The organism is Citrobacter braakii, assembly GCF_002075345.1.
GTDB classification, from domain to species: Bacteria; Pseudomonadota; Gammaproteobacteria; order Enterobacterales; family Enterobacteriaceae; genus Citrobacter; species Citrobacter braakii.
Map to the genome: position 1 here is coordinate 424,883 of NZ_NAEW01000003.1, position 13,112 is coordinate 437,994.

General features: G+C 57.1%; 12 protein-coding genes. 9 read left to right on the forward strand and 3 right to left on the reverse strand.

All coding sequences use genetic code 11. The features are described from left to right. The first annotated feature begins 190 nt into the window (after positions 1-190). The 5 genes from hutI (at position 191) to hutH (ending at position 6,492) form a co-directional block, all read left to right on the forward strand. On the forward strand, positions 191-1,414 hold the full coding sequence (hutI, locus tag BZK42_RS09230; RefSeq protein WP_046274624.1) for an imidazolonepropionase: 1,224 nt from the start codon (positions 191-193) through the stop codon (positions 1,412-1,414). Beyond that, positions 1,411-2,352, forward strand: coding sequence for a formimidoylglutamase (gene hutG, locus BZK42_RS09235; protein ID WP_047359451.1), 942 nt, complete (start codon positions 1,411-1,413; stop codon positions 2,350-2,352). The genes hutI and hutG overlap by 4 nt, the downstream gene beginning before the upstream one ends. An 87-nt stretch (positions 2,353-2,439) precedes the next feature. Continuing rightward, on the forward strand, positions 2,440-3,159 hold the full coding sequence (locus BZK42_RS09240) for a histidine utilization repressor (protein WP_016152334.1): 720 nt from the start codon (positions 2,440-2,442) through the stop codon (positions 3,157-3,159). Between the two features lie 125 nt (positions 3,160-3,284). Then, positions 3,285-4,970: a urocanate hydratase gene (gene hutU / locus BZK42_RS09245; protein WP_049043080.1), complete on the forward strand. Its 1,686-nt coding sequence runs from the start codon at positions 3,285-3,287 to the stop codon at positions 4,968-4,970. 1 nt (position 4,971) lies between these two features. After that, a complete protein-coding gene (gene hutH, locus BZK42_RS09250; protein ID WP_080859033.1) occupies positions 4,972-6,492 on the forward strand; it encodes a histidine ammonia-lyase in 1,521 nt (506 codons plus the stop codon). A gap of 56 nt (positions 6,493-6,548) precedes the next feature. Here hutH and BZK42_RS09255 read toward each other — a convergent pair whose 3' ends face one another. Both BZK42_RS09255 and bioA read right to left on the reverse strand, forming a co-directional pair. Then, complete coding sequence (locus tag BZK42_RS09255; RefSeq protein ID WP_080859034.1) at positions 6,549-7,025, reverse strand: kinase inhibitor; 477 nt, start codon at positions 7,023-7,025, stop codon at positions 6,549-6,551. Positions 7,026-7,082: 57 nt separating this feature from the next. Further along, positions 7,083-8,372, reverse strand: coding sequence for an adenosylmethionine--8-amino-7-oxononanoate transaminase (gene bioA, locus BZK42_RS09260; protein WP_046274629.1), 1,290 nt, complete (start codon positions 8,370-8,372; stop codon positions 7,083-7,085). 76 nt (positions 8,373-8,448) lie between these two features. On the opposite strand from bioA, the gene bioB reads away from it, so the two are divergent. From bioB to bioD, 4 genes are read left to right on the forward strand one after another with little or no spacing between them, the layout of a single operon-like run. Continuing rightward, positions 8,449-9,489: a biotin synthase BioB gene (gene bioB / locus BZK42_RS09265; RefSeq protein ID WP_029139462.1), complete on the forward strand. Its 1,041-nt coding sequence runs from the start codon at positions 8,449-8,451 to the stop codon at positions 9,487-9,489. Continuing rightward, positions 9,486-10,643, forward strand: coding sequence for an 8-amino-7-oxononanoate synthase (bioF, locus tag BZK42_RS09270; protein ID WP_016152340.1), 1,158 nt, complete (start codon positions 9,486-9,488; stop codon positions 10,641-10,643). The genes bioB and bioF overlap by 4 nt, the downstream gene beginning before the upstream one ends. Further along, complete coding sequence (bioC, locus tag BZK42_RS09275; protein WP_047359448.1) at positions 10,627-11,382, forward strand: malonyl-ACP O-methyltransferase BioC; 756 nt, start codon at positions 10,627-10,629, stop codon at positions 11,380-11,382. The genes bioF and bioC overlap by 17 nt, the downstream gene beginning before the upstream one ends. After that, positions 11,375-12,073: a dethiobiotin synthase gene (gene bioD / locus BZK42_RS09280; RefSeq protein WP_047359447.1), complete on the forward strand. Its 699-nt coding sequence runs from the start codon at positions 11,375-11,377 to the stop codon at positions 12,071-12,073. Before bioC ends, bioD begins: the two co-directional genes overlap by 8 nt. On the opposite strand, the gene BZK42_RS09285 is transcribed toward bioD, so the two are convergent. After that, on the reverse strand, positions 12,039-12,761 hold the full coding sequence (locus BZK42_RS09285; RefSeq protein WP_047359446.1) for an ATP-binding cassette domain-containing protein: 723 nt from the start codon (positions 12,759-12,761) through the stop codon (positions 12,039-12,041). The genes bioD and BZK42_RS09285 overlap by 35 nt on opposite strands. Between the last annotated feature and the right edge of the window lie 351 nt (positions 12,762-13,112).

Sequence of the window (13,112 nt, forward strand, 5' to 3'; positions counted from 1 at the left end):
AGCCTGCTTTTTTATACTAAGTTGAGCGAAACGGGAAGGTTAAAAGGTAAAAAGTTGTTTTTATCGCCGTAATGCCCGGCGCGGAGAGTTCTTATATCACAAATACATAACAATTACGGTCCTTCAGGTTGACAACATCCGTATAATCAAAAATAAATGTCTATACAACCTATGACAAGTGGTGAGTCGAATGCAGCAATTCTTCCCTGATGATGTTATCTGGCGCAATGTTCGTCTGGCGACCATGGATCCCGAACGTAACACCCCGTATGGGCTGGTGGAGGGTCATGCGCTGATCGTCCGCCAGGGGAAGATTCGCGATATCGTCCCGGAGTCATCGCTCTATCTCACACATGACAATACCTTTGATATGCAGGGCAGGCTAATTACACCTGGCCTGATTGACTGTCATACGCATCTGGTCTTTGGTGGAAACCGCGCAGGTGAATGGGAGCAGCGGCTAAACGGTGTCTCCTACCAGCAGATAAGCGCCCAGGGCGGGGGTATCAATGCCACCGTATCAGCAACCCGCAGCGCCAGTGATGAGCAACTCTTACATCTAGCGCATCAGCGTATGGAACAGCTGATCAAAGAAGGCGTTACCTTGCTGGAAATAAAATCCGGTTACGGCCTGGATTTGCAGACAGAAGAGAAAATATTGCGTGTGGCAGCGGCGCTGGCGGCGGAGAATATCATTGAAATAAGCCCCACGCTGTTGGCTGCCCATGCGACTCCAGCAGAATACCGGGATGATCCTGACGGCTATATTACGCTGGTGTGCGAGACCATTTTGCCGCAGCTGTGGGAACAAGGGCTGTTTGAGACCGTCGATCTGTTTTGTGAAAGCGTGGGTTTTTCGTTGGCACAGAGCGAGCGGGTGTTTCAGGCCGCGCAGGCGTTGGGCATCCCGATTAAAGGCCATGTTGAACAGCTGTCATTGCTGGGTGGCGCACAGCTGGTAAGCCGCTACCACGGGTTATCCGCCGATCATATTGAATATCTCGATGAAGCGGGCGTAGCGGCGATGAGCCAAAGCGGTACGGTCGGCGTACTGCTGCCCGGCGCATTCTATTTCCTTAAAGAGCAACAGCGTCCGCCGGTGGCATTGCTGCGTCAGTATCAGGTACCGATGGCGGTGGCGACAGATTTTAACCCAGGTACCAGCCCGTTTATCAGCCTGCACTGGGCGATGAATATGGCCTGCGTTCAGTTTGGCTTAACGCCGGAAGAAGCATGGGCGGGCGTCACCCGTCATGCGGCCCGGGCGCTGGGACGTCATACCACTCATGGTCAATTGAAGGCCGGGTTTGTGGCCGATTTTGTGGTGTGGGATGCCACTCTCCCGGTCGAGATCCTGTATGAACCGGGGCGCAACCCGCTCTACCAACGCGTATTCAAAGGACAAATAGTATGACTCACTGGCAACCTGTTTCACCTGCGCTGTGGCAGGGACGTGATGATCGCGCCGAATCGCCGAATGCGCTGCGCCTGTTTCAGACTATCACGCTGAGCCCGACATTTAGCCCAGAAATGTATCGCGAGCAGATAGCGCTGCTCGGGTTTGCCTGCGACGAAGGCGTGAAACGTAATCAGGGCCGGACGGGAGCCGCCGGAGCGCCCGATGTGCTGCGCAAGGCGCTGGCGAATTTAGCCAGCCACGATGGGCATCATCGGCTGGTAGATCTGGGAAATATTGTGGCCCAGGCCCCCGACCTTGAGGGCGCGCAGCAGGCGCTACGCAATGCGGTGCAGCGCTGTCAGCAGGAGAATATACGTACCTTTGTTCTGGGGGGAGGACACGAAACCGCATTTGCGCACGGCGCAGGCGTGTTGGATGCGTTCCCGCAGGCGAAAGTGGGGATCGTCAACTTCGATGCGCACCTCGATTTGCGCCATGCCGATCAGGCTACTTCCGGTACACCGTTTCGCCAACTGGCGCAGCTTTGCGATGAACAGCAGCGTGAATTTCACTATGCCTGTATCGGCGTCAGTCGGGCGGCAAACACCCAGGCGCTATGGGATGAGGCGCAACGGCTCGGTGTGACCGTGGTGGAGGATCTGTTCTGTGCAACGGCGCAGGCGCAGTTAGCGCAGTTTGTCGCCAACCTGGATGTTATCTATCTGACTATCGATCTCGACGTGCTGCCGGTGTGGGAAATGCCCGGCGTGTCGGCACCCGCTGCGCTGGGCGTACCGTTGGCGACGCTGCTGAATCTGATTGAACCCCTGTGTCGTAGCGGTAAACTGCAGGCGGTGGATATGGTTGAATTTAATCCACGCTTTGACGATGATGGCAGAGCGGCGCGCGTTGCGGCGCGATTAGGTTGGCAAATCGCGCACTGGTGGCACTGATATACCTGATGGCGTTGCGCTTATCAGGTTCGGGTAATGTCTGTAAACTGTACCCACTCACATTCTCAGCTTAAGGAAGGCTTACGCATGCTCCCATCCCGTTCTGCTCCGGCACCTTTTTACGAAAAGGTCAAACAGGAGATCAGCGAAAAGATTGCCAGCGGTATCTGGCAACCTCACGATCGCATTCCCTCTGAGGCGGAGCTGGTGGCGCAGTATGGTTTCAGCCGCATGACCATCAACCGGGCGCTGCGTGAGTTAACGGATGAAGGGTTACTGGTTCGTTTGCAGGGCGTAGGGACGTTTGTCGCCGAGCCGAAGGGCCAGTCTGCGCTGTTTGAAATTCGCAGCATCGCGGATGAAATCAACGCCCGTCAGCATCAGCACCGCTGCGAGGTGATCACGCTTGAACGAACCCAGGCAAGCGCGCAGCAGGCTTTGGTGTTAAACGTCAAAGAAGGTACCTCCATTTTTCACTCTGTCATGGTGCACTACGAGAACGAACTGCCGGTGCAGATTGAAGATCGCTGCGTGAATGCCGAAATTGTGCCAGCGTATCTGGCGCAGGATTACAGCCAGACTACGCCGCACGCTTATCTGTCGCTGATAGCCCCTTTAACGGAAGGCGAGCATATTGTTGAAGCGGTCCGCGCCAGTGCCGAAGAGTGCGCGCTGCTGAATATCAAAGAACACGATCCCTGCTTGCTGATCCGCCGTAAAACCTGGTCTGCGTCATCCATTGTCTCTCATGCCCGTTTGCTCTTCCCGGGTTCCCGCTATCGCCTGCAAGGGCGGTTTATGTCCTGAAAAGCGTGATTGCTGCCGCAGTATAATAAAATTGTATCTTTTTTGTTAAAAGCACGCTTGCGACAACTTGTATAGACAAGTATATGTTACTTATCTGTCCGATCGTTCGCGAGGAGTGCTCTACCATGTCTCATAGCAAGTACCGTCAGCAGGATATTCGTGCCCCACGCGGCACCACGTTAACGGCCAAAAGCTGGCTGACCGAAGCGCCGCTGCGCATGTTAATGAACAACCTGGATCCCGATGTGGCGGAAAATCCGCATGAGCTGGTGGTATACGGCGGGATTGGTCGCGCCGCGCGGGACTGGGAATGTTATGACGCCATCGTCAACGCGCTGACCAAACTGGAGACCGATGAGACCCTGCTGGTCCAGTCCGGTAAACCGGTTGGCGTTTTCAAAACCCATGACAATGCGCCGCGCGTACTGATTGCCAACTCCAACCTGGTGCCACATTGGGCTACCTGGGAACACTTCAACGAGCTGGACGCCAAAGGGCTGGCGATGTATGGCCAGATGACCGCCGGGAGCTGGATCTACATCGGTAGCCAGGGCATCGTGCAGGGGACTTATGAAACCTTCGTTGAGGCCGGGCGTCAGCATTATCAGGGTAACCTGAGCGGACGCTGGGTGCTGACCGCCGGGCTGGGCGGCATGGGTGGGGCGCAACCGTTAGCCGCAACGCTGGCAGGTGCTTGCTCGCTGAATATTGAGTGTCAGCAAAGCCGGATCGATTTCCGTCTGCGTACCCGCTACGTGGACGAGCAGGCGACATCGCTTGACGACGCGCTGGCGCGTATCGAAAAGTACACCCGCGAGGGTAAAGCGGTCTCCATTGCGCTATGCGCTAACGCCGCCGACGTTGTGCCGGAACTGGTGAAGCGCGGTGTGCGCCCGGATATGGTCACTGACCAGACCAGCGCCCACGATCCGCTGCATGGTTATCTGCCGTCCGGTTGGAGCTGGGAAGCGTATCAGGCGAAAGCGGTGTCCGATCCGCAGGGCACGGTACAGGCGGCGAAACGCTCAATGGCAACGCACGTTGAGGCAATGCTGGCGTTCAGCAAAATGGGCGTGCCGACGTTTGATTACGGCAACAACATTCGCCAGATGGCCAAAGAGATGGGCGTGGAAAACGCCTTTGATTTCCCCGGTTTCGTCCCTGCTTATATTCGCCCCCTGTTCTGCCGCGGCATTGGCCCGTTCCGTTGGGTAGCGCTTTCCGGCGATCCGCAGGATATTTATAAAACGGATGCCAAAGTGAAAGAGATCGTGGCTGACGATAAACATCTGCACCACTGGCTGGATATGGCGCGTGAGCGGATTAACTTCCAGGGATTACCGGCGCGTATTTGCTGGGTCGGTCTGGAATGGCGTCAAAAACTGGGGCTGGCGTTTAATGAAATGGTGCGCAGCGGCGAAGTGTCTGCGCCGATTGTTATTGGCCGTGATCATCTGGATTCCGGCTCCGTCGCCAGCCCGAACCGCGAAACCGAAGCCATGCGCGACGGTTCTGATGCAGTATCCGATTGGCCGCTGCTGAACGCGCTGCTTAACACCGCCAGCGGTGCAACCTGGGTGTCACTGCATCACGGTGGCGGGGTAGGAATGGGCTTCTCCCAGCATGCCGGGATGGTGATTGTTTGCGATGGCACTGATGAAGCCGCAGCGCGTATCGCCCGGGTATTACATAACGATCCGGCTACCGGGGTGATGCGCCACGCCGACGCCGGGTATGACATTGCGGTGGAATGCGCCGTCGAAGAAGGGCTGAATTTGCCGATGGTCGCGGCGACGCAGGAGAAACGTTGATATGAACACCATGACATTAACGCCGGGTCATCTGAGCTTTGCGCAACTGCGCGACATCTGGCAGCAGCCGGTCAAACTGAGCCTGGATGCCGGGGCGATTGATGCGATCAACGCAAGCGTCGCCTGCGTCAATAATATTGTCGCTGAAGGCCGTACGGCGTATGGCATTAATACCGGCTTTGGCCTGCTGGCTCAGACCCGTATCGCCACGGAAGATTTGCAGAATTTACAGCGTTCTCTGGTGCTTTCCCATGCGGCAGGCGTTGGTGAGGCGCTCGATGACGCGATGGTTCGCCTGATTATGGTGCTGAAAATCAACAGCCTGGCGCGGGGTTTTTCGGGTATTCGTCTCAGCGTGATTGAAGCGCTGATTGCGCTGGTGAATGCCGGGGTGTATCCGCTGATCCCGGCGAAAGGGTCAGTGGGCGCATCGGGCGATCTGGCACCGCTGGCGCATATGTCTCTGACGCTGCTGGGCGAAGGTAAAGCGCGCTGGCAGGGGGAATGGCTTCCGGCGACTGAAGCGCTGAAAAAGGCCGGACTGGAGCCGATTACGCTGGAGGCGAAAGAAGGGCTGGCGCTGCTCAACGGTACCCAGGCTTCCACAGCCTTTGCGCTGCGTGGGTTAATTGAAGCCCAGGAGCTGTTCGCGTCTGCGACGGTGTGTGGGGCGCTGACCACCGAAGCGGTATTGGGCTCTCGTCGTCCGTTTGATGCCCGTATTCATGCCGCACGAGGACAGCGTGGGCAGATTGATGCCGCAGCGCTGTACCGCCATGTGTTGACCGACACCAGCGCACTTTCTCAGTCGCATCATAACTGTGAAAAAGTGCAGGATCCGTATTCTTTGCGCTGTCAGCCGCAGGTGATGGGGGCGTGCCTGACGCAAATGCGTCAGGTAATGGAGGTCTTACTGGTAGAAGCCAACGCGGTTTCCGACAACCCGCTGGTGTTTGCCGAAGAGGGCGATGTCATTTCCGGCGGCAACTTCCATGCTGAACCGGTGGCGATGGCGGCAGATAATCTGGCGCTGGCGATTGCGGAAATCGGGGCGTTATCAGAGCGACGCATTGCGCTGATGATGGACAAACATATGTCGCAGTTGCCGCCGTTCCTGGTGAAAAACGGCGGGGTGAACTCCGGCTTTATGATTGCTCAGGTAACCGCGGCCGCGCTGGCGAGCGAGAACAAAGCGCTGGCGCATCCGCACAGCGTGGACAGCCTGCCGACCTCCGCCAACCAGGAAGATCATGTGTCTATGGCACCGGCAGCGGGCCGCAGGTTGTGGGAGATGGCTGCGAATACGCGCGGCGTGATTGCCGTGGAGTGGCTGGCGGCGTGTCAGGGGATTGACCTGCGTGAAGGGTTAACCTCAAGCCCGCTGCTGGAGCTGGCGCGCCAGGCTCTGCGCGAGCAGGTTGCCCACTATACGCAGGATCGCTTTTTTGCTCCGGATATTGAATGTGCAACCGAACTGTTAGCCCAGGGGACATTGTTGAAATTGTTGCCTGAATTTCTGTAGAGAAGCCTTGTTTAGTAGGCCGGATGCGGCGAAGCCGACATCCGGCACAACACAGCTTAACTGAACATCGCCGTAATCGAGGCGCTGGCGAGCGAGTGGAAGTGAACGTTAAAGCCAACCATCGCGCCGCTGGCGTCCTTATCGACATCAATACGCTCCACATCCAGCGCGTGAACCGTAAAGATATAGCGATGGGTTTCACCCTTCGGCGGCGCAGCACCACCATAACCTGCTTTCCCAAAATCCGTACGGGTCTGAATCACCCCATCCGGCAGCGCAACCAGCCCGGAGCCGAAGCCTTGCGTGAGTACGCGGGTATCTGCTGGCAGATTTACCACCACCCAGTGCCACCAGCCGGAGCCGGTTGGCGCATCAGGATCGTAGCAGGTCACGACAAAGCTTTTGGTCCCTGCTGGCACGTCATCCCACGCCAGATGCGGGGAAATATTATCCCCGTCATATCCCATGCCGTTAAAGACGTGGCGATGCGCAAGCTTTTCGCCATCGCGCAGATCGTTACTGATTAGTTTCATGCTGACTCCTCTCGTTAGCCAAAAAGTGTAGCCAGAAACCGTAGAGCTTACCGCTGATTAATCGCTAAAAAATGTTGCACTGCGCACAGCCTCGTTTACGGCCTGGGTCAGACGACGCAACTGATCGGGCTGAATAATGTACGGCGGCATCAGATAGATCAGTTTGCCAAACGGTCGTACCCACACACCCTGTTCAACAAAGAACTTCTGTAACGCCGCCATATTCACCGGATGCGTGGTTTCGATCACACCGATGGCGCCGAGTACGCGCACGTCGGCTACCCAACTGGAGTCTGCCGCCGGGGCGAGTTCTGTTCGCAGTTGCGCTTCAATAGCCGCTACCTGTGAGCGCCACTCACCGGTTTCGAGTAACGACAGGCTGGCGGAGGCGACGGCGCAGGCCAGCGGATTACCCATAAAGGTTGGACCGTGCATGAAGCATCCGGCTTCACCGTTGCTGATGGTTTCCGCGACCTGACGCGTGGTCAGGGTGGCGGAAAGGGTCATGGTTCCGCCGGTTAACGCTTTGCCCAGACACAAAATGTCCGGGGTTATGTTGGCGTGTTCACAGGCAAAAAGCTTGCCTGTACGACCAAATCCGGTGGCGATTTCATCGGCAATCAGCAGGATACCTTCACGGTCGCACATCTTACGGATGCGCTTTAACCATTCGGGATGATACATGCGCATGCCGCCAGCGCCCTGCACAATCGGCTCAAGGATCACCGCCGCAATCTCGTGGCGATGCGCGGCCATCAGGCGGGCAAAAGGCACCATATCCAGTTCGTCCCACTCGCCGTCCATGCGGCTTTGCGGGGCGGGCGCAAACAGGTTCTCCGGCAGATAACCCTTCCACAGACTGTGCATCGAGTTGTCGGGATCGCAGACCGACATCGCGCCGAAGGTATCGCCGTGATAACCGTTTCGAAATGTCAGGAAACGCTGACGGGATTCGCCTTTGGCCTGCCAGTATTGCAGCGCCATTTTCATTGCTACTTCTACGGCGACCGAACCTGAATCCGCGAGAAAAACGCACTCCAGCGCCTCTGGCGTCATCGCCACCAACTGGCGGCACAGCGCAATGGCCGGGGCATGGGTAATGCCGCCAAACATCACATGTGACATGGCATCAATCTGCGTTTTCATCGCGGCGTTCAGCTGTGGATGATTGTAACCGTGGATCGCCGCCCACCAGGACGACATGCCGTCTATCAGCCTCTCACCGCTGGCTAAAATCAGTTCGCAACCTTCGGCACGCGCCACCGGATAAACCGGTAACGGGGAGGTCATGGAGGTGTAAGGGTGCCAGATATGGCGTTGGTCAAACGCAAGATCGTCCGTTGTCATAATCGACTTGTAAACCAAATTAAAAAGATTTAGGTTTACGAGTCTACACCAAACTCATAACGAAACGTATACCAATATGGCTCATTCTTCTCGCTGGACAATGTCGCAAGTCACCGAATTATTTGAAAAACCGCTGTTGGATCTGCTGTTTGAAGCGCAGCAGGTTCACCGTCAGCACTTTGATCCGCGGCAGGTTCAGGTCAGTACGCTGCTGTCGATTAAGACCGGTGCCTGCCCGGAAGACTGCAAATACTGCCCGCAAAGCTCCCGCTATAAAACCGGTCTGGAAACGGAACGTTTGATGGAGGTTGAACAGGTACTGGACTCAGCGCGTAAAGCGAAACAGGCCGGTTCAACGCGGTTTTGCATGGGCGCGGCGTGGAAGAATCCACACGAACGCGACATGCCTTACCTGGAACAGATGGTTCAGGGCGTAAAAGAACTGGGGCTGGAAGCGTGTATGACGCTGGGTACGCTGAACGAAAATCAGGCCCAGCGACTGGCCAATGCGGGTCTGGACTACTACAACCATAACCTCGACACCTCGCCGGAATTCTACGGCAATATCATCACAACCCGTTCGTACCAGGAGCGCCTGGATACGCTGGATAAAGTGCGTGAGGCGGGCATTAAAGTTTGCTCCGGCGGGATTGTGGGACTGGGGGAAACGGTGACCGACCGCGCGGGTCTGTTGCTGCAATTAGCTAATCTGCCAACGCCGCCAGAAAGCGTGCCGATCAACATGCTGGTGAAAGTGAAAGGCACGCCGCTTGCCGATAACGACGATGTGGATGCTTTTGATTTTATTCGTACTATCGCCGTGGCGCGGATCATGATGCCGACTTCATATGTCCGTCTTTCAGCCGGACGCGAGCAGATGAACGAACAAACCCAGGCGATGTGCTTTATGGCCGGAGCTAACTCGATTTTCTACGGCTGCAAACTGCTGACCACGCCGAACCCGAACGAAGATAAGGATTTGCTGTTGTTTCGCAAGCTGGGTCTCAATCCGCAGCAAACGGCGGTGCTGGCAGGCGATAACGAACAGCAGCAACGCCTGGAACAGGCGCTGCGTACCCCGGATACCGACGAATACTACAACGCGGCAACCGTATGACCTGGCAGCAAAAAATAGACGATGCGTTAACGGCGCGTCGTCGTGCTGATGCGTTGCGTCGGCGCTATGCGGTGACGCAGGGCGCCGGTCGCTGGCTGCAGGCCGAAGGTCGCCAGTACCTGAACTTTTCCAGCAACGACTACCTTGGCTTAAGCCACCATCCGCATATTATCTGCGCGTGGCAGCAAGGCGCTGAGCGTTTTGGCGTCGGCAGCGGCGGCTCGGGTCATGTGAGCGGTTATTCCGTTGCTCATCAGGCGCTGGAAGATGAGCTGGCGCAATGGCTCGGCTATTCCCGGGCGCTGCTGTTTATCTCCGGTTTTGCCGCTAATCAGGCGGTCATTGCCGCGCTGATGGGCAAAGAGGACCGGATTGTTGCTGACCGACTCAGCCATGCCTCACTGCTGGAAGCTGCCAGCCATAGCCCTGCCGTGCTACGTCGCTTTACCCATAACGATCCGCAACATCTGGAACGTCTGCTGACAACCCCCTGTCCGGGGCAACAACTCGTGGTCACTGAAGGTGTGTTCAGCATGGATGGCGATAGCGCACCGCTGGCGGAAATTCACGCGGTAGCAGAGCGGCAGGGCGCGTGGTTGCTGGTGGATGATGCGCACGGGATTGGCGTCAGCGGTGAGGAAGGGCGCGGCTCGTGCTCCCGACAGCAGGTGAAACCCGAGCTGTTAGTGGTGACGTTTGGCAAAGGTTTTGGCGTCAGCGGCGCAGCAATCTTGTGCTCAGACAGCGTGGCCGATTATCTGCTGCAGTTTGCCCGTCATCTGATCTACAGCACCAGTATGCCTCCGGCGCAGGCCCAGGCCTTGCGCGCCGCGCTGGAGGTGATCCGCAGCCGCGAAGGCGATGAGCGCAGAGAAAAACTGGCGATGCTGATCCAGCGTTTTCGCGCTGGGGTGAATACGCCGGACTTAACGCTGGCGCAGTCAGACAGCGCCATTCAGCCACTGATCGTGGGCGACAATCATAAAGCCTTGCAACTGGCGGAGGCATTACGTCAACAGGGATGCTGGGTGACGGCTATTCGCCCACCGACGGTGCCGGTTGGTACGGCCAGGCTGCGGCTTACGCTGACCCAGGCGCATGAAGTCCAGGATATCGATCGCTTACTGGAGGTGCTGCATGGCGCAGGTCAATAAGCAGGCGATTGCTGCCGCGTTTGGCCGCGCGGCTACTCACTATGAGCAACACGCGGAACTCCAGCGTCAGAGCGCCGATGCGTTACTGGCACGACTCGATGGTCGGGCATTCTCTCAGGTTTTAGATGCGGGCTGCGGACCCGGGCGTATGAGCCGTTACTGGCGGGAGCAGGGGAGCGAGGTCTGCGCGCTGGATCTGTCGGCGCAAATGCTGACTGAAGCGCAGCGTCACGATGTCGCCCACCGCTATCTGTTGGCGGATATTGAAGCCATTCCGCAGGCTGCTGCTACTTTCGACCTGGCCTGGAGCAATCTGGCCGTACAGTGGTGCAGCGATCTGCGCGGCGCGTTACGTGAGCTTTACCGGGTGGTGCGTCCTGGCGGGATGGTGGCGTTTAGTACCCTGGCGCAGGGGTCAATGCCGGAACTTCGTCAGGCGTGGCGAGCAGTTGATGAGCGGGAGCACGCCAATCGTTTTTTGCCCGTGGAGCAACTGGAAAACACCCTGCATGGGTGGGACGTTGAATACCAGTCTCATGCCGTCACGCTGTGGTTTGACGATGCGCTGAGCGCCATGCGCTCGCTGAAGGGCATTGGCGCGACGCATTTGCATGATGGCCGCGAGCCGCGCGTCCTCACCCGCTCACAGCTGCGCCAGCTACAGCTAGCCTGGCCCTGCCAGCAGGGGAAATATCCGCTGACCTATCATCTATTTTTGGGAGTGATTCAACGTGATTAACACTTTTTTTGTCACCGGGACGGATACCGAAGTGGGGAAAACTATCGCCAGCTGTGCGTTGCTACAGGCGGCGGGGCAGAGGGGATTGCGAACCGTCGGCTATAAGCCAGTGGCGTCGGGCAGTGAAATGACGGTTGAAGGTCTGCGCAATAGCGATGCCCTGGCATTACAGCGCAACAGCGTTGTGACGGTGGACTATGCGGCTATCAACCCCTATACCTTCGCGGAACCTACCTCACCGCATATCATCAGCGCGGACGAAGGTCGCCCCATTCAGGCCTCTGTAATGTCTGCGGGTTTACGCGCGCTGGAACAACAGGCTGACTGGGTGCTGGTGGAAGGTGCTGGCGGGTGGTTTACGCCGCTTTCGCCAACGCTGAGTTTTGCTGATTGGGTAAAAACAGAGCAGTTGCCGGTTATTCTGGTGGTTGGCGTTAAGCTCGGCTGCATCAACCACGCTGTGCTGACCGCCCAGGCGGTGCAGCAGGCCGGACTGACGCTTGCCGGATGGGTCGCCAATGATGTGACGCCACCTGGCAAGCGTCATGCTGAATATATGGCAACGCTCAGGCGTGTGCTTGCGGCTCCGCTGCTGGGGGAAATTCCCTGGCTGGCAGAAGAGCCGGAGCGGGCATCGACAGGACGTTATATCGATCTTAGCGTTTTGTCTGTAGCGCCCCCCAGTCGGTGATTAGCGGGTTGCTGAGCTGTGTGATTTGCCCCTGAGCCACGTTGCGCCCACGGTGTAACAGGCAGTAGCAGTCAGCGACCCGACGAATAAACGGCAGGCTCTGCTCCGCGAGCATTATGGCGATGCCGAGCTCCTGGCTTAACCTTACCACCAGGTTCCCCAGTTTGTGGATATATGCCTGGCCACTTCCCCGCGTGGGCTCATCGAGGATCAGCAGGCGCGGGCGTGTGACCAGCGCGCTGGCGAGCGCAAGCTGGTGCTGATCATCTTCCGATAATGCCGCCCCTTTGGCCTGACGCAGTACGAACAACTGTGGAAACAGGCGGTAAATATCACTGCTGTTCATCGTTTCGCTTTCCTCAACCGCCTGGCGCGCAATATGCAGATTTTCCTCTACCGTCAATTGCGAAAAAATCCGTCTCTCTTGTGAAACGTAGTTAATGCCCAGCGCGATGCGATTTGCCGCCGGAATGGGACTCAGGTCGCGCGGTGGTGCGCCAGCCTGATGCCAGAACATGGTGCCGCTTTCGATCGGTAAATTGCCGATAATGCAATTGGTCAGTGTAGTCTTTCCCATCCCTGGAAGCCCCAACACACCGGTACATTTACCGGGCAGCAGGTCGAGATCCACATCCCATAGGGAGTGTTGATTACCGTAATAATGATTCACTGCGCGAAGACTCAACATAGATTCCTCCAGCATGATGCTATCCGCCCCACGTACAGGTCGTCGGAAGAAAATTGCAATTCTCTTGCCAGAAGAGGGATTGGGGTCAAAAAACAGCAGGAGAGTGTGCCGCGCAGGCGGTAACGTCTGGCTAGCCGGAGGGCTGGCGTTGTTTTGTGCACATTGCCAGTGCCTGGCGGTGTCGTAATGGTGCAGGCAAGAAAATGATGAAAATGCGAGCAAGATCCCGGCCATTCCAGGCCGCTTCGTTAGCTGATAAATATCAAAAAATAGCGATAAATTTTTTTTATCCCTCCGGAAAAGGGAGTGAGGGCGTTTTTGCCAGGCTACAGTCCATACGGGCTGGAGGCA